Raw genomic sequence first — 23273 nt, forward strand, 5'->3', positions numbered from 1 at the left:
CTGTTGCTTTTTTATCATTGGTGAGCCATATGCAACCTATGGCAGGATTAGTCTTTGTAGTTATTTTTAGTATAGTATTCGGTGCTTTTCTTGGAGCGTATTGTCAGTTATATTATCTCGTAAAGAATATTATGCTTTCTTGGGAGTGTTTACTTTCCCACGCAATAGCAAAGCGTCAGGCTTTGCTATCTCTTTCCATTTCAGGAAATCTTACTTTGCCACGGTTATCTCAAGAAACAGAGTTCTTAACATTGCATCATAAGGTATCCTGGAGAGAATTTTTAAAACATGGCTACGATATCCTTTTTGCATTTCAGGAAATGGAGGAAACACTTCCTAAACTTGTTCATGAGATTCTAGAATCCATAGAGAGTAATCATGAACAAGAAACCATTGCTCGGTCTATAGAGGATTTTTGGTCTAGAGATAATTTATTTGCTTTTGAGACGGCTGCTTATGAACAAGCTGTTGAGAAATACTTAAAGCAAAGATCAAGCCCTTCGTTATGGATAGCCTCTAGGCTATTTCGTTTCCTCGATTTGCCTATGATCAATTTCTCTCGCTAAGATTTTTGGAAATTTTTGTAAGATACTCTTCTTTACATGTTCAATAAGTTTTCCGCGAATCTCTTCAAGATCTACAGTATGATTTAATAGTATTGAGAGGGATGTTGCCGGCTGATTTATAGAAGAGAGTTCTTCTTTTGTGGTATTGCCATTTATCCCTATTCCTAAAATTATTCCTAAATAACCTTGTGTAGGAATAGTTTCACTAAGAACCCCACAGAGTTTTTCCTCATTCACCAAAACATCATTGGGCCATTTTATGGTGCCATTAGGAATACCTAAATCTTGAATAAGAGCAAGAACTGCTTCTGTTCCTAAACGAAATAATTGGCTAACATCGATATCTAATTCGGTAATGAAAAAGCACAGGGATACGGTAAGATCTTTATTAGAAGATATCCAAGTTTTATCAAATTTGCCTTTACCTTCTGTTTGCTTTTGAGTGGAGACAACAGTAAGAACATAGGGATTCCATAGATGCATAAGCTGTTTTGCTGTCTCATTCGTGGAGGGAGTTTCTGCTATTTCATAATAAATAACTTTCATTGGAAGTATCCCACTCTTGAGCTATAAAGAGCATTATGAGAAACGCTAGATATTTCAGCTATGTCAATTCTTGGGTGTTTATTGTCATTATTTTATTAATGATGATTAGCATAGTTGTCATTTCCTCTATGGATCCTTCTACGATCCTCATCACATCATCTAAGGGATTATTCACGAACAAAAGCATTATGCAAATTCGTCATTTTGCTTTGGGATGGCTGGCTTTCTCTTTGTGTATGTATCTTGATTATCATAGATTAAGAAATTGGGCATGGGTTCTCTATATTCTTATGCTTTTGAGTCTGGTAGGTCTATTTTTTGTCCCTACGGTACAAAATGTGCATAGATGGTACAAAATCCCTTTTATTGGTTTAAGTGTCCAACCTTCTGAATATGCCAAGCTTATCGTTGTGATTATGCTGAGTTACACATTAGATGTACGTAAATCGGTAATTTCCTCAAAGACTACAGCTTTATTTGCTTGTATTATTGTGGGTATTCCCTTTTTTCTTATTTTTAAAGAGCCAGATTTAGGAACAGCTTTGGTGCTATGCCCTGTCGCTTTGGCAATTTTTTATCTCGGAAATATTCATCCTTTATTTGTGAAAATCTGCGCAACGATCGCAGGTTTAGGTATATTTTGCTCCTTGCTAATTTTCTCAGGGATTATTTCTCATGAAAAGGTAAAACCTTATGCATTGAAGGTGATTAAAGAATACCAATATGAAAGACTAAGCCCTTCGAATCATCACCAACGTGCATCTTTAATTTCTATTGGTTTAGGTGGTGTTAAAGGTCGTGGATGGAAATCTGGGGAATTTGCTGGTAGAGGATGGTTGCCCTATGGCTATACAGATTCAGTGTTTTCTGCTTTGGGAGAAGAATTCGGTCTGGTTGGTCTATTCTTTGCCTTATGGATGTTTTATTGTTTGATTTGTTTTGGCTGTCGAACGGTAGCTGTCGCGGTTGATGATTTTGGTAGACTATTAGCAGCAGGAATTACCGTGCATATTTCTATGCACGTATTAATTAATATTAGCATGATGTGCGGGTTGATGCCGATTACTGGGGTCCCCCTGGTTTTAATATCCTACGGAGGATCTTCGGTGATTTCTACAATGGCATCCTTAGGAATTCTACAAAGTATCTACAGCCGTAGATTCTCAAAATACTAAGATGGTTACTTTAGCAATCGCAAAGCGTTGAGTCCAACGATAATTGTACTACCTTCATGGAGGATCACAGCAAGCCATAAGGGAATGATCCCTAATGAAGCAGGCCAGGAAACAAGAAGGATAATTGCTAAGGCGAGGCCTAAATTTTGTGTGACAATTTTTCGTGTTTTCTTCGCTTTTCTTATGATCCAGGGTAGTAGGGAAATCGCATCATGAAGAAGAACGATATCAGCAGCTTCTATTGCTGTAGCGCTTCCTGCTTCTCCCATAGCCACACCAACTGTTGCTTGTGCAAGAGCAGGAGCATCATTAATGCCATCACCAACCATGAGAATATGACGTTTCTTAGCAAGTTCACGTACCTTCTCTAATTTATCATCCGGAGATAGATCAGAAAATACTTCAGAAATTCCTAAGAGTTTTGCAGTGTTTTCTGCACTAATTTGATGATCTCCTGTGAGCATACTCACAGGATAGCCTTCATCTCTAAGTTCTTTTATAATTTTTCCAGCATCTTGACGTGGCGTATCTTTAAAATAAAATAAAGCACAATTCTCTTTTAAATAAGCTAGTGAGCATATTTCTCCACGTTGTCGGGCGGTATGTACACGTTCCTCTAATTCTCGGACAAACTCTTCCGGTGCTTTCTGTAAGGCTGTGTCTACTCTTCCTACAAATGCTTCTTGACCTTGGAAAATGCCTCGAACACCTTTTCCAGGAATCATGCAATATTCTTCAGCAGGGCGTGAAGAGACGTTATTCTTTATAAGATAGGCAACGATCGCTTGAGCAATAGGATGCATAGAAGATTGTTCTAAAGCTAAGATAGAAGGAAAGAAATCAGGATTTTTTGGTCCGAAATTATCACAACCAATACAGGTGAGCTCTCCTGTTGTCAGAGTTCCTGTTTTATCCATAACAATAGAATTACAAGAAGCTAAGCGATCTAAAACTACACCACCTTTAAGAAGCACACCATGTTTTGCACAAGCATTTACTGCGCTCAGATAGGCAATGGGGATAGCAATAATCAATGCACAGGGAGATGCAGCAATGAGAAACGCTAATGCACGATAAAAAGCACTATTGGGTCCTAAGAAAGGAATAGAGGTAAATAAAGGAACCAAAACAGCTATAGATATAGAAATACCGAAGATCGTTAAAGCGTAAGCTGAAGAATATTTGTCTAAACGTTGTTGTAAACGTGGTTTAGATTTCTGTGCCTGAATAACCAGATTAATAATATGAGCAATGGTTGAATCCGCACCTGTTTTTAAAACCTTAAGATCAAAACTTCCTTCAAGGTTATGTGCTCCAGAGGGAACTATAGAGCCTACTTGACAAGACTTAGGGATTTTTTCTCCAGTAAGATGCATAAGATTAATAGAGGAGGAGCCATGAATAATCTCTCCATCTAGAGGTACAATCTCTCCACTTTTTACTCGGATTATATCACCAACTTGAACTTGACTTACCGGAGTTTTTTCTAGATTCCCATCCTCACTAACTATCCAGGCAATAGTAGGCGCTAAATGTTTTAGCGAAGCTAATGTACTCTTTGCCTTTCCCGATACCATTTGTCCAAGAGCTTCAGAAATAGCAAATAAAACAAGTAGTAATGATCCCTCTAAGGCCCCACCAATGAAAATAGATCCAAAAGCCGCTGACGTCATTAAAATGTCAATATTCACAGTCTTATTACGAATATCGTCTAAAGACTTTATCAAAGCTGGAGTTCCAGCAAGAAAGAATGTGAAGACAACAAATAAGTTAGAAATATCAATGATGCGAAACCAATAGAAGGCTAACGCACTCAGATACGTCACTAAAGAAATACACGCAGATTTTAAAGAAAGGTTACGACTTAATAACCGATTCTTCTGAGATAACATAGGACTGTTATCTTCTGCCATCCCTGATTCAAAAAAATTGTTTAATATTTCTGGAGAAAATGGAGTGGAGAATAGTTGTGAAAACACTATGATACCTGGACTCTATAAAAATTTTACACAAGTGCAAACGATGCTTATGGAGGTAATAAAAATACCTAAAACCCACACAACCTCTGTGATCACATCATTTCCTAATATTTTTGCTTTAGTAGCAGAGAGGATAGTGATAAGCACTCCGGATAATACACCTGCTACTGTATAACTAGAACAGAGAACTAGTGGTAAGAAGAGAATTAAACCGATAAGTCCTCCGAGTATACGTGTTCCTCCTTGTTTTAAAGGATGAGGGAAGTTCTCCATAGAAATATGAAGTTCTTCTCGGATCATAGTATCCAAGAGGAGGGTGGAATCGGAACTGACATAATCTACCATTTCTTCAAGGAGAGGAGATTTAAAACCTTGGTTTTTAAAGATAACATTGAGCTCCAGACGTTCTTGTTCAGGATGTTTTTCTATTTCTTCTTTCTCTTGGAGCATAAAACGATGAGAGAGCTCCATATAGGACCAGGCTTTTTTTGCTTTCAAGCAACCTCGGTAGAAAATCCATCCCAATCCCAATGAAAATAGAACCTCTACTTGTGTTCCTTGAGAAATAGGAAGGAGAAAAGCGAGTGTTCTAATAAAAAATAAGAAGATTCCTGTAGATAAAGCATCGCTAGCTAGATGATAGAAAAAGCCTTTTATTGTTGTATGAGGTTCGCCAATGCAAACTCCATGTTGATCTCTAACAGTTTTGAGATGTTCTTCAGGAGTTGCGTTTTTGAAATGGTCATAATCAGTCTTCATCAATCTTATCCATGCAGTATGCGGTTTATATTGCCTTAGAGTTTTTCATATTTGCAATACAGATCCTATTCTTGAGGTAATAATACTTCTTGATTTCCTAAGTAGGGGCGTAGAACTTCAGGAATAATTACAGAGCCGTCTTCTTGCTGATTATTTTCTAAAATTGCAACGAATAAACGTGGGGTTGCTAAACCTGAACCATTAAGGGTATGCACAAAATGCATTTTCCCCTGATTATCCTTGTAACGAGTTTCCGAACGACGTGATTGGAAATCTGTACACTGGGAAATAGAAGAAACTTCGTAATAGGATTGTTGCCCAGGTAACCAGACTTCAGCATCTATAGTTTTTGATGCTGTGAAGGACATATCCCCTGTAGAAAGTAAAGATAGGCGATAAGGGAGTTTTAATTCTGTAAGAATATCTTCAACGACAGCAAGCATCTTCTCATAAGCTTGATCTGCCTGTTCTGGAGTAGTAAAAGCAAACATCTCCACTTTATTGAATTGATGTACACGAACAAGCCCACGTTCATTAGCACCCGCAGCTCCTGCCTCTCTGCGGAAGCAAGGTGTGCATGCTGCATAGTATACAGGTAAATCTTTTTCATTAAAAATTTCTTGAGAATGGAATCCGTTGAGAACAACCTCAGCAGTAGGAATCAGGTAGAGAGATTGATCTCCATCTTCTACGCGATAGTATTGACCATCGAATTTGGGAATTTGTCCAGAGCCAAAAAGAATTTCACGTTTTACAAGAAGGGGGGGTAACCACAATTGGAATCCATGTTCTCGTTGCTTATTTAATAAATAAGTCAGCAATGCCCATTCTAAAATAACTCCCTGATTTTTATATGCGGGCCATCCAGATCCTGAAGTTTTAGCAGGGAGTTTAAAATCTAAAATTTGTAGTTTTTGATTTAGCTCCACATGATGTTTAGGAGCAAAAGAAAATGTTGGTAGGGAACCCACGCTTTTAATCACTTGGTTTCCTGATTTATCAGGACATACAGGAACATCTTCTTCAGGATAATTCGGAAGACGTACGAGTAAGTCTTGTAAAGTAGCGTTCTTTTCTTCAAGTAAAGCTTCGAGTTTTTCTAGATCTTGAGAGAGTCTCTCAACTTCATCTAGTATACTAGAAGCGTCTTCACCTTGAGCTTTAGCTTTGTGGATTTGTGTAGACAAAAGTTTTCTTTGAGATTGTAGAGATTCTGAATCCGTTTTTAATTGGCGGACCTCTTTGTCTAAATCAAGAATAGGAAGGAGAGAAATATTGGGATCTTTCCTACGAAGACGAGTTTCACATTCTTCAGGTGCCTTGCGTATTAATTTTATATCCAACATCCTTATATCTCTTTAATTACCTTTTCTCACAAAAGTAAAGTATATGGAAGATTTCTCTGAGCAACAACTATTTTTTATGCGTCGAGCTATAGAATTAGGAAAAAAAGGAAAATTTTCTGCTCCTCCTAATCCTTGGGTGGGTTGTGTAATTGTAAAAAATGGACAGATCATAGGAGAAGGATATCACGAAAAGAAAGGCCAATTACATGCAGAGGAAATAGCAATAAATTCTACATCTGTATCTGTAGAAGGTAGTGAAGTTTATGTGACCTTAGAGCCGTGTTGTCATTACGGAAGCACACCCCCTTGTGTAAATCTATTAATCAAACATAAAATTTCGACTGTCTATGTCGCTTTATTAGATCCTGATAACCGTGTTGCTGGTAAGGGAATTTCCGCTCTAAGAGATGCAGGTATTCGTGTTTTTGAAGGTTTAGGGAAAGAAGAAGCCGAGAGATCTTTAAAATCTTATATCTATCAACGTACATATGGAAAACCTTGGATTGTGATCAAAAGTGCTGCTACTTTAGATGGGCAGACTGCCGATAGCGATGGAGAGTCTCAATGGATTACTTGCTCTGAAGCTCGTGCTGATGTCGGGAAATTACGTGCTGGTTCTCAAGCTGTTATTGTAGGTTCTAAAACTATTTTACAAGATAACCCTTTGTTAACAGCAAGGAAGCCTTCTGGAGAACTCTATTCTCATCAACCATTGCGTGTTGTTGTTGATAGTTTGGGAGCTGTAACTGCGCAGGCGAAAATTTTTCATAATCCCGGAAAAGCTCTCTATGTAACCACAACGCAATGTTCAAAAGATCATGTTAAAAATATCGAAGATCTTGGTGTGGAAGTTTTAGTTACTCAACCTAGAGATTCTAGAGTGAATTTGCATGAGTTGATCTCATATTTATCTACTAAACATGTTTTACAGGTTCTTGTTGAAGGTGGGTCTATTTTACATACTGCATTTTTGAAAGAACGCTTAGCAAATGCTCTTGTTATTTATCTGGGACCAAAAATTTTTGGTGATCAAAGAAAACCTCTTTTTGGAGACTTAGGATACCGGCTGCACTCTGCTCAAAAAATTCTTCCTAAGTTTTCTGAAATTTTAGGAAATTCTTTAAAAACGTCTTGGGAAATTGTCGGATAAAGGAAATAGGGGAAGAGATTGAAGTGAATAGGGGATTTCTATTAGCATTCCTAGAGAATAGAGGTCAGTAATTGAGAGGAACTCTGGTGATAAAATCCGATGATGATGCACGTGCATCATGTTTTGTCCCAATAGAAAAAGCAATCGCAGATATCTCTGAGGGGAAATTTGTTATTGTTGTTGACGAAGCTTCGAGAGAAGATGAAGGGGATCTTATCATCGCAGGTGAGAAGATGACCGTAGAAAAGATGACTTTCCTTCTCAAATATACAACAGGAATTATTTGTGCTTCTTTAGAACCAGGGAGAATAAAAGATTTAGAATTTCCCCTTATGGTTGAAGACAATTGTTGTCGTTATCGTACAGCATTCACAGTGTCTGTAGATGCTGCTCAAGGTATAACCACTGGGGTGTCTGCAGCAGACAGGACAAAAGTCGTAGAGTTGTTATCTGATCCTGATAGTTGTCCTAAAGATTTTGTTCGTCCGGGACATTTTTTCCCCCTAGTAAGTACTCCAGGAGGTGTATTAAAACGTGCCGGACATACAGAAGCCGCTTTAGATCTCATGCGTTTAGCAAATATGCAACCCTGTGGAGTTCTTTCAGAGCTTGTGAATGAAGACCACACTATGATGCGTCTTCCACAAATTATAGAATTTGCTAAACAGCATAAGCTTTCCGTGATCTCTATCTCTGATTTAATAGCCTATCGGATGTTATCTGAAAGGTTGGTTATTCCTATTTCGTCAGCTCGCCTCCCTACAGAATATGGGGATTTTAATATTCATGTGTATGAGTCTCTTCTTGATGGTATTCAACATATAGCTTTAGTGAAAGGCGATGTGAAAGGGAAAGAGAATATACTTGTTCGAGTACATTCTGAATGTCTTACTGGAGACATTATGGGATCTATGCGCTGTGATTGCGGACATCAGTTGCGCTCTGCTATGGAATACATAGGATTGGAAGGTGAGGGTGTTGTTGTTTATTTGCGTGGACAGGAAGGACGTGGTATTGGATTAGGTCATAAGGTTCGTGCTTATGCTTTACAAGATCGTGGATATGACACTGTTGATGCTAATCTAGAAATTGGCTTCCCCGTAGACTCTAGAGAGTATGGGATAGGAGCTCAGATTTTAGTTGATCTAGGATTGACAAAGATCAAATTGATTACTCATAATCCTCACAAATATTTCGGTCTTCAGGGATTTGGATTGGAAATTGTTGATAGAATCGCTCTCCCAATCAATGTTTCTGAGGAAAATGAATGTTACCTACGTACAAAAAAAGAGCGTATGGGACATTGGATAGACCTTCCCTATGTTGAGGAAGCAAACACAAGATAATTCTAGGATTATATGAAAACATTTAAAGGAGTAGCATCGGCAAAAAATATGCGCGTTGCTATCGTTGGGGCATGTTTTAATGGACCTATAGCTGATGAGCTAGTTTCAGGAGCACAACAGACTTTTCTGGATCTAGGAGGTTCAGAAGATATGCTTACCGTGGTACGTGTCCCCGGATCTTTTGAAATTCCTTGCATATTAAAAAAACTCCTTACTTCGGGTGTAGAATATAACGCTATAGTGGCTTGTGGTGTTCTTATCAAAGGTGAGACCACGCATTACGATCATATTGCAGATCAGGTTTCGGCACGAATTAGTGAGTTGTCTATAGAGTTCAATCTTCCAATTACCTTTTCCGTTATTACAGCGCCTTGCATAGACTCTGCATGGCAACGTGCAGGAATTAAAGGATCGAATTTAGGAATTTCTGGAATGAAAACAGCTTTAGAAATGGCAGATCTTTTCAAAAAGTTATAATAGTATAGCGTTGCACTTTAAAGTGTAACGCTAACAGAACCATTTAAATGCACACGTACGGCAATATTTTCAGAGAAAATATCTAATCCCCCACAAGAAATCGTAGTTTCTGAGAAGTCTAAAACAGTTGTTTGATCAAGCAGCTGCTTTTTTAACATATCCTTGTGAACTCGCAAGCTTTTCACTACTAAAGACAATGCTGTAGAGTAAACCTGACGCAAACGACTTTCAGGACTTGCTGCTGCTGTTCCATGATTTGCCTGTAATAAACCAGTAATGAGATTAGGAAGACCTCGGATTTCTAAAGGAATAAGTTCCCCTTGTGTTGTATAGAAACTATTCACTAAGCTTTCTGATTCATCGATAGGGAGATTTTTAAAACTCCAAGTAAGAGCGTTAGCTTCCACAGGTGAAAGTTCCATGAGAGTCGCTAAACGTACTAGGGCCATATCACTACGAGAAGATCCTTCGAATCCTAAACGATTCGCTCTATAAGTGAAATAACGAGAGAAGGCTTCCTCTATAGTAGCATGCTGTTGCAGCATAGATAACAAGGGAGCGAAGTTATAGTAAAATTCTTGAGAGCAGTTGTTTTCTCCACAGATATCTAGAGAGTAGAGATATAAATCCAAAACTACTAAAGGACGCTTTACTCTACCCATGGATAGTAACTGAGCGTTCGGCATCGTTGTAAGATTGAAAAGCGAATCATAATCAGCTAAACGACGTAGTGCAGTGAATACCTCTTTCTGTTCTGGAGATAGTCGAGAATACGAAGGACTTAATTCTGGGAACGCCTGTAATACATGCAAAGCTTTTGCATAAAAGGCATCAGCACGAGATTCTGTGAAATAAGGCTTAAAGTTCGCAGCAGCCTTAGCAGAGCATCCGATGTGTTTTAAAACAATAGCTGTCTCTAGAATTTTCAGAGTATTGTCAAAATGTTTTGGGGAGTTTAAGAAATAAATCAACTGCCTGTGGGTAGTCTGGAATTGCTTAAAAGTTATACTGTCTTCTGAAGGCTGTAATTGGCAGAGCTGAGCATAGGATTGACGAGAACCTTGTATTAATAGATGTAGGTAAATCAAACTACGTATAGCAACATCAAATGCTGGGATCTTCTTATCAAATAGGGATAAAGAATAGGTCGTTTTGCGTGTTGTTGCAATACTCGCCATAGTCGATGGCTCTGTCAACCAGAGTAATTCTGGATATTGGCGTAGTTTGTACTCAATCCAGGAGTCCGATCCTATTTTTCCTTTGCCAGAGGATAAATTTGCTGGGAGCATTGCCGACGAAGTCGGAGCTCCGAAAGAAATGTAAGGAAAACTTAAAAGACAAGCTACTAAACAAGCGCAGCTTCGAATTATAAGGATTTTTAACATAAGATCCTCTGGCGTCTAATTGTTTTGTTAATTTCCCTTAATAAAGAGCATTAACTAAATGCCCCATGTTGATAACAAAATGGCCAATAACAAATCAACCCGAGAAACTCAAGAATCATTTCCCCAGGGGATATAGGAGAGATATCGCTATGATGTTAAAAATCTTAATACTAAAAAATAAATACGCAAATACTCTCTATTTTTAATGTATTTGTGATATAATAGTATAACTTTTATTTTTAAAATTAACTAAAGTAATGAAAAAATATATCTATAAGTACAGTTTTGGCGGTTTGGTATTGCTCTTGAGTTTGAGTAGTTGCTGCTTGAACCCTTATGGATCAAAGCAGAGCTCAAAAAACTCGAAGGACATAAATAACGAATCTGTTATACTCACGGAAAGTGAAAAGAAGCCTTCCCGTCGTTCGCGAAGATTATTTGCTCGACGTAGTCAATCTAAGAAGGACACACAGAAAGTGCAAGCTAACTTTAAGAGATACGAAGATCAGATAACAGATCAAGACAAAAGAGACATCTCTTTTGTCGTTGACGCTGCTTCTGAAAAATCTTCTATTTCATTAGCTATGTCTCAGAGTGAGATTAAGAGCGCTTTAAACCGCATCAGAGAACTTCACCCTTTAGCTTTATTAAAGCTATTAGCTGAAAACCCTTCTTTAATCGAAGGTATGAAGAAAATGCAAAGCCGTGATTGGATTTGGAATATGTTCATGTCCGAATTAAGCGAAGTATTTTCTCAAGCTGCTTCTCAGGGTGTAATTACTGAAGAAGATATCACTGCTTTTGCCTCCACCTTAGGATTAGATTCCGGGACCGTTGCCTCCATTGTGCAAGGGGAAAGGTGGCCTGAGCTTTTAGATATCGTGATATCTCAACCTTCTTAAGCTCTCTACAACGAAGCTTCCTTTCCCCTAAACCAGGAGAGGAAGCTACGAGCTAATTTTGCTGTGATCTTCCATTAAGAACACTATTAGCAATAAAGAGAGAGACCAATGTTACATTTTCTAGAACAATTAAATAACTTCTGTATTTCCTTCTGTGTATTCCCCACAATTTTATTTCTTGGTGGGTTATTAACATGGAAATTACGTGGCCTGCAATTTACTGGGTTGAAGCTCGGTTTTAACCTTATGTTAAAAAATAAGCAGGAGAATCCCTCTACTGAAGATGGTAAGGTATCTCGTTACGAAGCTGTAGCTGGTATTCTTGCCGGGAATTTTGGTACAGGAAATATTGCGGGTATGGCCATTGCTATTGCTTGCGGAGGTCCGGGTGCGCTAGTCTGGATTTGGATAGCGGCTCTTTTAGGAGCCATTGTTCAATACTCTGGTTCGTTTCTAGGAATAAAATATCGTAAACTTCACGGGAAATCAGGGGAGTTTATCGGAGGGCCTACAGCTTGTCTAGCCTATGGTATGGGGAGTAAGTTTCTCGCAGGTCTTTTCTGTATATTCACAATTATTACAGCTTTTTCGGCAGGAAACTTTGCACAGATTAATTGTATCGTGCCCCTTTGTGCTGAAAGCGTTCCTTTAAAATTCTTTATAGGTTTTATTCTTGCATTAACAATTCTTCCCGTGCTTATGGGAGGAAATACACGTATTCTTAGATTCTCGGCTCGCGTGATTCCCTTCATTGCGGGTTTCTACGCAATTTCTTGTTTGGTTATTCTTGCACAACATGGTTCCATGATCCTTCCTGCATTGAAACTTATTGTTTCGTCTGCATTTGGAATTAAGGCAACGGTTGCTGGTTTGGGAGGCTATACAATAACTCAAGTGATCTCAACAGGTATGAGCCGTGCTATCATGGCAACTGACTGTGGTAGCGGTATGGTATCAATTTTACAATCTGATTCTCAAAGTAAGAATCCCGTGGTTGACGGTTTGGTCACTCTCCTACCGCCTGTCATTGTCATGGTAGTTTGTTCGATTACTACTCTCGTTCTCATTGTTTCTGGAGCTTATGTCTCAGGGCAAGAAGGAACGCTTATGGTGCTACACGCCTTTAAATCAAGTTTAGGTTCTCTTGGAGGGCTTGTTGTTATTCTTGCGATGGCATTATTTGGATATACAACGGCTTTGACTTGGTTTGCTTGCGCAGAAAAAAGTTTAGAATATATGATACCCGGGAAACGAGCCAACTCTTGGTTAAAGATTCTATTTGTTGCAGTTATACCTCTTGGAGGCATAGTAGATATGCGATTAATCTGGAGTCTTTCCGATACAGGGTTTGCGGGTATGGTGATTCTAAATTCTATAGCTTTGGTAGCTTTGTTCAAAGATGTATTGTCAACAAATCGAGAAGTTGCCCTACTTAGACTGGAAGAAGATGCTAAATCCAATGTTTTGCAAAATCTAGATATCTAATACGGAGATGAATTATGCAATTACTCTCACCAGCATTTGACTATGGAAAACCGATTCCGAAAAAATACACATGTCAAGGCGTTAACATTTCTCCACCCCTAATATTCAAAGATGTTCCTGCAGAAGCAAAAAGCATAGCATTGATCATTGAAGATCCCGATGTGCCTAGAAGTCTACGAGCCGACGGTCTTTGGATTCATTGGGTAGTATATAACCTCTCTCCAACCATAACCGAACTAGCAGAAGGCGCGAGTATTTTTGCTGTTCAAGGATTGAACACTTCAGGAAAAGCCTGCTATGAAGGGCCATGCCCACCAGATAGGCAACACCGCTACTTCTTCTATTGCTATGCTTTAGATACTATCTTACCAGTAGAAGAAAATGTAACTAGAGATCAGCTTCTCGAAGTAATGGAAAACCATGTTGTAGATAATGCTGAATTAATGGGTACATACGAGAAGAGCTAAATACCTACTCTTCTTCGGGAATAAACTCTTCTCGTTTTTTTCTGTGTTTCCAATATAGCGGGCCGTAGTGATAACATAATTCCTCGCCCGCTTCAATTGCTTGAATCGTTCTAATAATCACGTGAAACAATCCATCCTGGAATACTCCTATAGCTTCCACATTAGGTTTGTCACTATGATTAATAAAGCGAGTAAAATTACCCTGACGACCACTATCAATAGTGAAATAACGCCATAGCCACGAAGATAGAGGATAACGGAAACAGTAATCATTTTCATCCATCCAAATAGCCTGACGACGACGAAGTATTCCGGTATATTCACCAATATACGTCCAAGCCGGGATTCTTTCTCGAGCAAAAACTCCATAACCAATATACGAATTTACCCAACATACTGCTACGGGAGGCATCGGAGGAGTAATTAAGTCTTGCTTATGAAGTTCTCCAAGCCATTTTGCTAGGGGAGATATAAAACGTTTTTTCTTAGCCTTGTCACATAACTTACGGATTTTTTCTTCTACTTTCCAATCTGTAAAAGTAAGAAAAGGAAGAAATTTGAAATTAAGTAACTGCGACGCTCTATCCATGCTGTAGCGAGTACTCTCTTGCCAATTATGATCCAGAGAAATGTATAGGGTCTCAGATGAAGAGGATTCTAATTTCATGCGTTTACTAAAGACCTAAAGTAAATAGGAGCGGAGATTCCCTGGCTTTCTGCAATCACAGGAAGAATCGATGTAATATTTTCTATAGCAGAAGATACTGTGGATAGAGCTAATTCAGGAGTGTTACATTCACTAGAAAGATGTGCAAGATAGATTTTTTTTATTTTTGGAGTAAGAATTTTCTGTAATAGTTCTCCGCATTCGCGATTGGATATATGTCCCAGTTTACTAAGCACACGCTTTTTATAAATATCAGGACGTACTGATTGTCGTACGAGTTCAGGATCATGATTTGCTTCTATAAGCAAATAATCACAATCATAAAGCTCATGAACGATCCATGAGGTTACCCAACCTAAGTCAGTACAAAAACCCAACTTTTCATTACGGTAGTGAAAAATAAACCCGACCGGATCTATAGCGTCGTGAGGAACATTGAAAGTTTGGATTTTTAAATCATGAAAGGAAAATGTTGTTCCTGTAGAAAATATTTTAAAAGTGGGATGAACATCTAATAACTGACACAGACTGCGTGCAGTCTCAAGGTTGCAAATAATTGGTGTATTGTATGTTTTTATAAAACTTTTAATTCCAGAAATATGATCAGAATGCTCATGAGAAATAAAAATAGCCTGAATGTCTTCAGGATGGACATTCATGGATAATAGTCCATGAGTTACGAGCTGCTTGCTAATACCTAAATCTATCAGAATTTTACAGGAGTCCGTTCCCAAATAGGTACAGTTCCCCTTCGAACCTGAGGCTAAAGGGAAAAAACCTTCCATAAACCTATCCTTCTTGCGGAGGCATTTGTATTAAGATTTGACGTGGCTTAGCACCTTCTGAAGGGCCGATGATTCTCGCCTCTTCAAGTTGATCTATCAAACTGGCTGCTCTAGCATAGCCAATCTTAAGTTTTCTTTGTAAGAAAGTCGTAGAAGCATTTCCTGTTTGTAAAACAAGAGTTTTTGCTTGGTTATATAGAGGATCTCTATCCACTGAATCGTCTCCTACAAAGTCTTCATAAGTATCAAATGAAGGAATGACATATTTTGTAGGAAATCGAGAGCATAGATCTTTTATGACTTTATTAATGTCCTCATCACAAATATAAGCTCCCTGAGCACGAACTGCTCCAAAAGAAGAAGGAGACACAACTAACATGTCTCCATTTCCCATGAGATTTTCCGCACCGGGTTCATCTATAATGATTTGACTATTCACTTTATTAGCAACTTTGAATGCAATGCGAGAAGGAAAGTTTGCTTTAATCAGACCAGTAATTACGTCACGAGAAGGTCTTTGTGTAGCTAGGATTAAATGAATACCAACAGCTCTTGCCATTTGCGCTAAGCGAATGATGGGTGTTTCTATATCCTGAGAAGAAGAAAGTAAAAGATCAGCAAGTTCATCGATAATACCAACAAGGAAAGGCATTTTTTCTGGGATTTCTTTATCGAAAGAAGCTTCCACTTCAATATTGCGTTCACGAGAATTAAAAGCTTGAATATTTCGAAGACCTAGAAATCTTAGAATTTCATAACGAAGTTCCATCTCTTTAACAAGCCAGACCAAAGCACTATGAGTATCACGAGATTCTGTAATCACGGGAGTTAACATATGGGGGAGTTGAGAGTACCCAGTGAGCTCTACTTTCTTTGGATCAACAATGACAAGTTTAATATCAGAAGGTAGTGTTGTCATAATCAAAGACATGACAATCGTGTTAATACAGACGGATTTTCCTGACCCTGTTGTTCCTGCAATAATTAAATGAGGCATCGTTGCTAAGTCTGCCCAAAAATTATCACCGTTAGCCTTTTTCCCAAGTAAAAGAGGAACCTGCAGTTTATGATTTTGTTTTTGATAATCTTCTAATAAATCGCGGAAATTCACTGGTTGCGGGTAGGGATTAGGAATTTCAATACCAACAGCAGCTTTCCCAGGAATAGGCGCAATAATACGAATACTCGATGCTTGCAAATTCAAAGCTATATCATTTTCTAAAGCTTTGATTTTTTGCACTTTTACACCCGTATGAGGTTGCACTTCAAATGCAGCTAGCGTAGGTCCAAAACAGATATTTCCAATATCAGCGTCTATTCCAAAACTTTCTAAGGTCTGTTGTAAAAGCATACCCTTTTTCTGAAGTTCCTCACGAAGAGACTCCGGTTTTGAATTATCGCTTTTGCTCAATAGATGATACTGGGGTAGCTCAGAATTTCCTCCTCTGAATGTTGATAAATCCATAGGAGGAGATTTTTCAATTCTCTTATTTTGTAGAGATGGGGACTGAGGTAATACAGTAATCTTAGATTCTTTCTGAGCTGTATTTTGTGGCTTCGTGAATGAAGATAAAATACGCTTCTGGGGATGAGGAGCTAAAAAAAGAGTTGCTTTTTCCGAAGAATCTTGAGGAGTTACATGAGGATCGTCAAATAAATCTCCCTTTTCTATTGGGAGAGAAACGACCGGAGTAGGAAGTTTCCTTGGATCATTCTTTGCTATGGATGCAGAAGGAATTTTAATTGAGGGTTTGGGGAGATAATTTTGCTTATTAGTTAGTCTTTTTAAAATGCTTTTGCAAATACGCCAACAGGCTTGAAATCTGTTTTTGAGGAACCTTTGTAGAATTTTTTTTTTAATTAAGACAATTCCTCCACAAAGATAAAAAATAGAGAAGAACAATATGAAGGAGAAAATAAGAGCAGTACCTACGGAACCAATCAAATGTTTTAGACAGAAGGATTGTCCCGCATAAAGAATATAGAAAGGAATGCCCCCCAAATAAGAAACAGGTGGATTGATTCCTAAAATGAATTTAGGGAGACGTGTATCCAAAATATGAGGCAAAACTTGTACTGGGGAAAACATTGATAACAATATCGCAGCACAAATAGGGATAGATGCAAATGCAAGTGCTTTACGATGTAAGATTTTTGAAGGTGTTTTCTTTATATTTAGAAAGGACAGCCATAAAAAATAAGGTGGAATAAGAAAAGATGCGGCTCCAAAACAATATAAAAGAAAGGAACTTAATGACCATCCCAGCAATCCTATCCAATTTTGGGTGCATGGCTGAGTATTATGAAAACTCCATAAGCTCAAACCTGAAAAACAAGCCAAAAATAAATAGATACTCGCCCTAACCGTAAAAGGTATCGAAGGAAATAAGGCAGATTTAGATTTCTGACGCTCTCTTACCATGAATAGACACAAGGTTTTTAGTAGAGTGAGAATTTATTCTAATACTTGGTTATAGCAAGAACTGTAAAAGAAACAAAGAAGATAAAGAAGGGCGAACGACGGGGCTTGAACCCGCGACCTTCGGAACCACAATCCGACGCTCTAACCAACTGAGCTACGTTCGCCATAAGCCATGAAAGCTAAGAGAAAATATTATCTCGACGATAATATTTATCCAAGACAAAAAGCCTATGATCTCAAACATAATTCGCTAGTTAAAGCTAATCATACTTACAGATAGGCCTGTCATTTGGAAATTCCCTAATTATGTATCCTCAGGAAAGCTTCTTTAATTGTAAATAATACGATTTGGTCTCATTTCTACATTCTTCCCTTCCCCCTACTTATATTTTTCGGATTTAAAATTTTTCATAGTACAGCTTCCTTTAATCTAAGAAAACCGTTTCCAAACTGTTTTGATGGTCTTTCATTGTGAAATATCGTTTAAAGAGCTTAGGGAAGATGATGCCTTTATACCTTAATCCTTAATAGGGGAGCAAAGTCTAAGGGCTATCTAGAATCAAAAAAATTATATACAAAAGTTTGTTTAGACGGGTTCAGACACTGTTTGTGGTAAGTAGAATTTCAATAGGTTTATATTGGTATACAGATTGGGGTGTATTTAGATAAAAAAAAGAAAAATCTAAGAAAAAATACAATGCATTTTTCTTGCTCTGAATACATTGTGGAGGCGAAAATTCAATTCATAAAAATTGCAACAACAAAAAAAGTGCGCCAAAATATGTTGCATAAATAAATGCCATTTATATAAGATATTGATTTCTTCTTCACCGCGAAAAGCGAAAGAAGGAAGAGTCTACACTTCGATGTGGATGCGCAAATGAGGGTTCAGCATAGCTGGTCTTCTCTTCTTAACAATGCAAATGAGATAGAATGCAAGCCAGTAAAAAATGCTTGTTCGGATTTTTAAAATCCGTTAATTTTTAAATTTATTTTTTCTGAGAATTTGATCTTGGTTCAGATTGAACGCTGGCGGCGTGGATGAGGCATGCAAGTCGAACGGAATAATGACTTCGGTTGTTATTTAGTGGCGGAAGGGTTAGTAATACATAGATAATCTGTCCTCAACTTGGGAATAACGGTTGGAAACGACCGCTAATACCGAATGGGGTATGTTTAGGCATCTAAAACATATTAAAGAAGGGGATCTTCGGACCTTTCGGTTAAGGAAGAGTCTATGGGATATCAGCTTGTTGGTAGGGTAATGGCCTACCAAGGCTTTGACGTCTAGGCGGATTGAGAGATTGACCGCCAACACTGGGACTGAGACACTGCCCAGACTTCTACGGAAGGCTGCAGTCGAGAATCTTTCGCAATGGACGAAAGTCTGACGAAGCGACGCCGCGTGTGTGATGAAGGCTCTAGGGTTGTAAAGCACTTTCGCTTGGGAATAAGAGAAATTGGCTAATATCCAATTGATTTGAGCGTACCAGGTAAAGAAGCACCGGCTAACTCCGTGCCAGCAGCTGCGGTAATACGGAGGGTGCTAGCGTTAATCGGATTTATTGGGCGTAAAGGGCGTGTAGGCGGAAAGGAAAGTTAGATGTTAAATCTTGGGGCTCAACCCCAAGCCAGCATCTAATACTATCTTTCTAGAGGGTAGATGGAGAAAAGGGAATTCCACGTGTAGCGGTGAAATGCGTAGATATGTGGAAGAACACCAGTGGCGAAGGCGCTTTTCTAATTTACACCTGACGCTAAGGCGCGAAAGCAAGGGGAGCAAACAGGATTAGATACCCTGGTAGTCCTTGCCGTAAACGATGCATACTTGATGTGGATAGTCTCAACCCTATCCGTGTCGTAGCTAACGCGTTAAGTATGCCGCCTGAGGAGTACACTCGCAAGGGTGAAACTCAAAAGAATTGACGGGGGCCCGCACAAGCAGTGGAGCATGTGGTTTAATTCGATGCAACGCGAAGAACCTTACCTGGGCTTGACATGTATTTGACCGCGGCAGAAATGTCGTTTTCCGCAAGGACAGATACACAGGTGCTGCATGGCTGTCGTCAGCTCGTGCCGTGAGGTGTTGGGTTAAGTCCCGCAACGAGCGCAACCCTTATCGTTAGTTGCCAACACTTAGGGTGGGAACTCTAACGAGACTGCCTGGGTTAACCAGGAGGAAGGCGAGGATGACGTCAAGTCAGCATGGCCCTTATGCCCAGGGCCACACACGTGCTACAATGGCCAGTACAGAAGGTAGCAATATCGCAAGATGGAGCAAATCCTCAAAGCTGGCCTCAGTTCGGATTGTAGTCTGCAACTCGACTACATGAAGTCGGAATTGCTAGTAATGGCGTGTCAGCTATAACGCCGTGAATACGTTCCCGGGCCTTGTACACACCGCCCGTCACATCATGGGAGTTGGTTTTGCCTTAAGTCGTTGACTCAACCTGCAAAGGAGAGAGGCGCCCAAGGTGAGGCTGATGACTGGGATGAAGTCGTAACAAGGTAGCCCTACCGGAAGGTGGGGCTGGATCACCTCCTTTTAAGGATAAGGATAACTGTCTTAGGACGGTTTGACTAGGTTGGGCAAGCATTTTTAAAAACTTGTATTCTATTTCTTTTGCATTGTTAAGCTTTGTTTTCAAAACATTCAGTTTACGATCAAGTATGTTATGTAAATAATATGGTAACAAGTAAATTCACATATAATAATAGACGTTTAAGAATATCTGTCTTTGGTGAAGTTAACTTGCATGGATCAATAATTTACAGACCAAGTTGTTAAGAGCTATTGGCGGATGCCTTGGCATTGACAGGCGATGAAGGATGCGTTTACCTGCAGTAATCTTCGGCGAGCTGGTATAAAGCTATGACCCGGAGGTATCCGAATGGGGCAACCCGGTAGATTAATCGTCTACCATTATATGCTGAATACATAGGCATATAAAGCGACACCTGCTGAACTGAAACATCTTAGTAAGCAGAGGAAAATAAATCAAAGAGATTCCCTAAGTAGCGGCGAGCGAAAGGGGAGAAGACCAAACCACATTTTTAATGTGGGGTTGTAGGGTCGATAACATGAGATCTTAAGTTTTAGTTGAATACTTCTGGAAAGTAGAACGATACAGGGTGATAGTCCCGTAAGCGAAAGAACAAGAGACTCTATTCGATACCTGAGTAGGGCTAGACACGTGAAACCTAGTCTGAATCTGGGGAGACCACTCTCCAAGTCTAAATACTAGTCAATGACCTATAGTGAACCAGTACTGTGAAGGAAAGGTGAAAAGAACCCTTGTTAAGGGAGTGAAATAGAACCTGAAACCAGTAGCTTATAAGCGGTCGGAGACCTATAGCTTCCTCGGAAGCCATGGTTGACGGCGTGCCTTTTGCATGATGAGCCAGGGAGTTAAGTTAAACGGCGAGGTTAAGGGATTTACATTCCGGAGCCGAAGCGAAAGCGAGTTTTAATAGAGCGTATAGTCGTTTGATTTAGACACGAAACCAAGTGAGCTATTTATGACCAGGTTGAAGCATGGGTAAGACCTTGTGGAGGACCGAACCAGTACATGTTGAAAAATGTTTGGATGAGTTGTGAATAGGGGTGAAAGGCCAATCAAACTTGGAGATATCTTGTTCTCTCCGAAATAACTTTAGGGTTAGCCTCGGATATTAAGCTTTTGGGGGTAGAGCACTGAATTCTAGCGGGGGCCTACCGGCTTACCAACGGAAATCAAACTCCGAATACCAAAAGCGAGTCCGGGAGATAGACAGCGGGGGCTAAGCTTCGTTGTCGAGAGGGGAACAGCCCAGACCGCCGATTAAGGTCCCAAATTTTATGCTAAGTGAGTAAGGAAGTGATGATTCTAAGACAGTTGGAATGTTGGCTTAGAGGCAGCAATCATTTAAAGAGTGCGTAACAGCTCACCAATCGAGAATCATCGCGCCAATAATAAACGGGGCTCAAGCATAAAACCGACATCGCGGGTGTATATTTTTAAATATACGCGATAGGAGAGCGTAGTATTCAGCAGTGAAGGTATACCGAAAGGAGTGCTGGAGCGGATACTAGTGAAGATCCATGGCATAAGTAACGATAAAGGAAGTGAAAATCTTCCTCGCCGTAAGCACAAGGTTTCCAGGGTCAAGCTCGTCTTCCCTGGGTTAGTCGGCCCCTAAGTCGAGGCACAAATGCGTAGACGATGGAGCAACAGGTTAAATATTCCTGTACCACCTAAAACTTTAGCAATGGAATGACGGAGTACGTTAAGCACGCGGACGATTGGAAATGTCCGTATCACAATGAGACCGGTTAGTAGGCAAATCCGCTAACATAAGGTTAGGTTGTGGTTAAGGGAAATCTTCGGAGGAACTGATAGTGTAGCGCAATGCTTTCAAGAAATAATTTCTAGCTGTTGATGGTGACCGTACCTAAACCGACACAGGTGTGCGAGATGAGTATTCTAAGGCGCGCGAGATAACTTTCGTTAAGGAACTCGGCAAATTATCCCCGTAACTTCGGAAGAAGGGGAGCCTTCTAGGGTGATTACCTTTACGGTATGAGCTCCGGGAGGCCGCAGAGAAATGGCCCAGGCGACTGTTTAACAAAAACACAGCACTATGCAAACCTCTAAGGGGAAGTATATGGTGTGACGCCTGCCCAATGCCAAAAGGTTAAAGGAATATGTCAGCCGCAAGGCAAAGCATTGAACCCAAGCCCTGGTGAATGGCCGCCGTAACTATAACGGTGCTAAGGTAGCGAAATTCCTTGTCGGGTAAGTTCCGACCTGCACGAATGGTGTAACGATCTGGGCACTGTCTCAACGAAAGACTCGGTGAAATTGTAGTAGCAGTGAAGATGCTGTTTACCCGCAAAAGGACGAAAAGACCCCGTGAACCTTTACTGTACTTTGGTATTGATTCTTGATTTGTTATGTGTAGCATAGCCAGGAGACTATGAACATCCTTCGTTAGGAGGGTGGGAGTCATCGTTGAAATACTGGTCTTAACAAGTTGGGAGTCTAACATAATTCCATGAATCTGGAATATGGACATTGCCAGACGGGCAGTTTTACTGGGGCGGTATCCTCCTAAAAAGTAACGGAGGAGCCCAAAGCTTATTTCATCGTGGTTGGCAATCACGAGTAGAGCGTAAAGGTATAAAATAGGTTGACTGCAAGACCTACAAGTCAAGCAGAGACGAAAGTCGGGCTTAGTGATCCGGCGGTGGAAAGTGGAATCGCCGTCGCTTAACGGATAAAAGGTACTCCGGGGATAACAGGCTGATCGCCACCAAGAGTTCATATCGACGTGGCGGTTTGGCACCTCGATGTCGGCTCATCGCATCCTGGGGCTGGAGAAGGTCCCAAGGGTTTGGCTGTTCGCCAATTAAAGCGGTACGCGAGCTGGGTTCAAAACGTCGTGAGACAGTTTGGTCTCTATCCTTTGTGGGCGCAGGATACTTGAAAGGAGCTGTTCCTAGTACGAGAGGACCGGAATGGACGAACCAATGGTGTGTCGGTTGTTTTGCCAAAAGCATAGCCGAGTAGCTACGTTCGGAAAGGATAAGCATTGAAAGCATCTAAATGCCAAGCCTCCCTTAAGATAAGGTATCCCTATGAGACTCCATATAGACTATGTGGTTGATAGGTTGGGTGTGTACGCACAGTAATGTGTTTAGCTAACCAATACTAATAAGTCCATTGACTTGGTTTTTATCATATAAAAAGCTCAATAGGCTTTTTTGTTGAAATAAATCGATCGATGTAAGTTGATACTAAAGACTCTCTTAAGCGTCTATTAGTATACGTGAATTG

The 23273-nt window shown here is 39.8% G+C and carries 16 protein-coding genes, 1 tRNA gene and 2 rRNA genes; 10 read left to right on the forward strand and 9 right to left on the reverse strand.

What is annotated here, in order from left to right:
* Positions 1-38: 38 nt before the first annotated feature.
* Positions 39-566 (forward strand): hypothetical protein, encoded by a 528-nt coding sequence (locus O1W69_RS02105; protein ID WP_375793989.1) that lies wholly within the window; start codon positions 39-41, stop codon positions 564-566.
* Here the strand turns inward: O1W69_RS02105 and O1W69_RS02110 are convergent.
* Positions 522-1112: a biotin--[acetyl-CoA-carboxylase] ligase gene (locus O1W69_RS02110; protein ID WP_375793869.1), complete on the reverse strand. Its 591-nt coding sequence runs from the start codon at positions 1110-1112 to the stop codon at positions 522-524. The two genes, O1W69_RS02105 and O1W69_RS02110, sit on opposite strands and share 45 nt — an antisense overlap.
* Positions 1113-1147: 35 nt before the next feature.
* Here O1W69_RS02110 and O1W69_RS02115 point away from each other — a divergent pair, with 35 nt between their 5' ends.
* Entirely contained in the window at positions 1148-2287 is a 1140-nt protein-coding gene (locus O1W69_RS02115; RefSeq protein ID WP_375793870.1) for an FtsW/RodA/SpoVE family cell cycle protein, read from the forward strand.
* A 5-nt stretch (positions 2288-2292) separates the two neighbouring features.
* Here O1W69_RS02115 and O1W69_RS02120 read toward each other — a convergent pair whose 3' ends face one another.
* From O1W69_RS02120 to serS, 3 genes are all read right to left on the reverse strand, one after another.
* Positions 2293-4266 (reverse strand): cation-translocating P-type ATPase, encoded by a 1974-nt coding sequence (locus O1W69_RS02120; RefSeq protein ID WP_375793871.1) that lies wholly within the window; start codon positions 4264-4266, stop codon positions 2293-2295.
* A 15-nt stretch (positions 4267-4281) separates the two neighbouring features.
* Complete coding sequence (locus O1W69_RS02125; RefSeq protein ID WP_375793872.1) at positions 4282-5025, reverse strand: VIT1/CCC1 transporter family protein; 744 nt, start codon at positions 5023-5025, stop codon at positions 4282-4284.
* A 65-nt stretch (positions 5026-5090) separates the two neighbouring features.
* Complete coding sequence (gene serS / locus O1W69_RS02130; RefSeq protein ID WP_375793873.1) at positions 5091-6371, reverse strand: serine--tRNA ligase; 1281 nt, start codon at positions 6369-6371, stop codon at positions 5091-5093.
* A 43-nt stretch (positions 6372-6414) separates the two neighbouring features.
* Between serS and ribD the strand changes: the two genes are divergently transcribed.
* The 3 genes from ribD to ribH all read left to right on the forward strand — a co-directional run bounded on the left by ribD (position 6415) and on the right by ribH (position 9344).
* Complete coding sequence (ribD, locus tag O1W69_RS02135) at positions 6415-7521, forward strand: bifunctional diaminohydroxyphosphoribosylaminopyrimidine deaminase/5-amino-6-(5-phosphoribosylamino)uracil reductase RibD (RefSeq protein WP_375793874.1); 1107 nt, start codon at positions 6415-6417, stop codon at positions 7519-7521.
* An 86-nt stretch (positions 7522-7607) separates the two neighbouring features.
* Positions 7608-8867, forward strand: a complete 1260-nt coding sequence (locus O1W69_RS02140; protein ID WP_375793875.1) for a bifunctional 3,4-dihydroxy-2-butanone-4-phosphate synthase/GTP cyclohydrolase II — start codon at positions 7608-7610, stop codon at positions 8865-8867.
* 12 nt (positions 8868-8879) lie between these two features.
* Positions 8880-9344: a 6,7-dimethyl-8-ribityllumazine synthase gene (ribH, locus tag O1W69_RS02145; protein ID WP_375793876.1), complete on the forward strand. Its 465-nt coding sequence runs from the start codon at positions 8880-8882 to the stop codon at positions 9342-9344.
* A 17-nt stretch (positions 9345-9361) separates the two neighbouring features.
* Here the strand turns inward: ribH and O1W69_RS02150 are convergent, their stop codons facing one another.
* Positions 9362-10729 (reverse strand): hypothetical protein, encoded by a 1368-nt coding sequence (locus O1W69_RS02150; RefSeq protein WP_375793877.1) that lies wholly within the window; start codon positions 10727-10729, stop codon positions 9362-9364.
* Positions 10730-10986: 257 nt separating this feature from the next.
* On the opposite strand from O1W69_RS02150, the gene O1W69_RS02155 reads away from it, so the two are divergent.
* The 3 genes from O1W69_RS02155 (at position 10987) to O1W69_RS02165 (ending at position 13583) form a co-directional block, all read left to right on the forward strand.
* Complete coding sequence (locus tag O1W69_RS02155; RefSeq protein WP_375793878.1) at positions 10987-11631, forward strand: hypothetical protein; 645 nt, start codon at positions 10987-10989, stop codon at positions 11629-11631.
* 108 nt (positions 11632-11739) lie between these two features.
* On the forward strand, positions 11740-13116 hold the full coding sequence (locus O1W69_RS02160; RefSeq protein ID WP_375793879.1) for an alanine/glycine:cation symporter family protein: 1377 nt from the start codon (positions 11740-11742) through the stop codon (positions 13114-13116).
* Positions 13117-13130: 14 nt separating this feature from the next.
* Positions 13131-13583 carry a YbhB/YbcL family Raf kinase inhibitor-like protein gene (locus O1W69_RS02165; protein ID WP_375793880.1) on the forward strand — a complete coding sequence of 151 codons (453 nt, stop codon included), beginning with the start codon at positions 13131-13133 and terminating at the stop codon, positions 13581-13583.
* Between the two features lie 4 nt (positions 13584-13587).
* Here O1W69_RS02165 and O1W69_RS02170 read toward each other — a convergent pair whose 3' ends face one another.
* The 4 genes from O1W69_RS02170 to O1W69_RS02185 all read right to left on the reverse strand — a co-directional run bounded on the left by O1W69_RS02170 (position 13588) and on the right by O1W69_RS02185 (position 17621).
* Complete coding sequence (locus O1W69_RS02170; RefSeq protein WP_375793881.1) at positions 13588-14250, reverse strand: SET domain-containing protein; 663 nt, start codon at positions 14248-14250, stop codon at positions 13588-13590.
* Positions 14247-15035, reverse strand: a complete 789-nt coding sequence (locus tag O1W69_RS02175) for an MBL fold metallo-hydrolase (protein WP_375793882.1) — start codon at positions 15033-15035, stop codon at positions 14247-14249. The genes O1W69_RS02170 and O1W69_RS02175 overlap by 4 nt, the downstream gene beginning before the upstream one ends.
* Positions 15036-15039: 4 nt before the next feature.
* Complete coding sequence (locus tag O1W69_RS02180; protein WP_375793883.1) at positions 15040-17457, reverse strand: DNA translocase FtsK 4TM domain-containing protein; 2418 nt, start codon at positions 17455-17457, stop codon at positions 15040-15042.
* 90 nt (positions 17458-17547) lie between these two features.
* Positions 17548-17621 (reverse strand) — tRNA-His (locus O1W69_RS02185).
* Positions 17622-18451: 830 nt separating this feature from the next.
* On the opposite strand from O1W69_RS02185, the gene O1W69_RS02190 reads away from it, so the two are divergent.
* Both O1W69_RS02190 and O1W69_RS02195 read left to right on the forward strand, forming a co-directional pair.
* Positions 18452-20003: ribosomal RNA gene (locus tag O1W69_RS02190) — 16S ribosomal RNA — on the forward strand.
* Positions 20004-20231: 228 nt separating this feature from the next.
* Positions 20232-23172 (forward strand): 23S ribosomal RNA (locus O1W69_RS02195).
* The 16S and 23S rRNA genes sit together here, the layout of an rRNA operon.
* The last annotated feature ends 101 nt before the right edge of the window (positions 23173-23273 follow it).

This window comes from Chlamydia sp. 12-01, assembly GCF_042234205.1.
Taxonomy (GTDB): domain Bacteria; phylum Chlamydiota; class Chlamydiia; order Chlamydiales; family Chlamydiaceae; genus Chlamydia.

Coding starts and splice junctions, on each gene's coding strand:
- O1W69_RS02175 (WP_375793882.1), bottom strand. CDS start 15,035: ATGGAAGGTTTTTTCCCTTTAGCCTCAGGTTCGAAGGGGAACTGTACC.
- serS (WP_375793873.1), bottom strand. CDS start 6,371: ATGTTGGATATAAAATTAATACGCAAGGCACCTGAAGAATGTGAAACT.
- O1W69_RS02155 (WP_375793878.1), top strand. CDS start 10,987: ATGAAAAAATATATCTATAAGTACAGTTTTGGCGGTTTGGTATTGCTC.
- O1W69_RS02125 (WP_375793872.1), bottom strand. CDS start 5,025: ATGAAGACTGATTATGACCATTTCAAAAACGCAACTCCTGAAGAACAT.
- O1W69_RS02110 (WP_375793869.1), bottom strand. CDS start 1,112: ATGAAAGTTATTTATTATGAAATAGCAGAAACTCCCTCCACGAATGAG.
- ribH (WP_375793876.1), top strand. CDS start 8,880: ATGAAAACATTTAAAGGAGTAGCATCGGCAAAAAATATGCGCGTTGCT.
- O1W69_RS02165 (WP_375793880.1), top strand. CDS start 13,131: ATGCAATTACTCTCACCAGCATTTGACTATGGAAAACCGATTCCGAAA.
- O1W69_RS02150 (WP_375793877.1), bottom strand. CDS start 10,729: ATGTTAAAAATCCTTATAATTCGAAGCTGCGCTTGTTTAGTAGCTTGT.
- ribD (WP_375793874.1), top strand. CDS start 6,415: ATGGAAGATTTCTCTGAGCAACAACTATTTTTTATGCGTCGAGCTATA.
- O1W69_RS02170 (WP_375793881.1), bottom strand. CDS start 14,250: ATGAAATTAGAATCCTCTTCATCTGAGACCCTATACATTTCTCTGGAT.
- O1W69_RS02180 (WP_375793883.1), bottom strand. CDS start 17,457: ATGGTAAGAGAGCGTCAGAAATCTAAATCTGCCTTATTTCCTTCGATA.
- O1W69_RS02115 (WP_375793870.1), top strand. CDS start 1,148: ATGAGAAACGCTAGATATTTCAGCTATGTCAATTCTTGGGTGTTTATT.
- O1W69_RS02105 (WP_375793989.1), top strand. CDS start 39: ATGGCAGGATTAGTCTTTGTAGTTATTTTTAGTATAGTATTCGGTGCT.
- O1W69_RS02160 (WP_375793879.1), top strand. CDS start 11,740: ATGTTACATTTTCTAGAACAATTAAATAACTTCTGTATTTCCTTCTGT.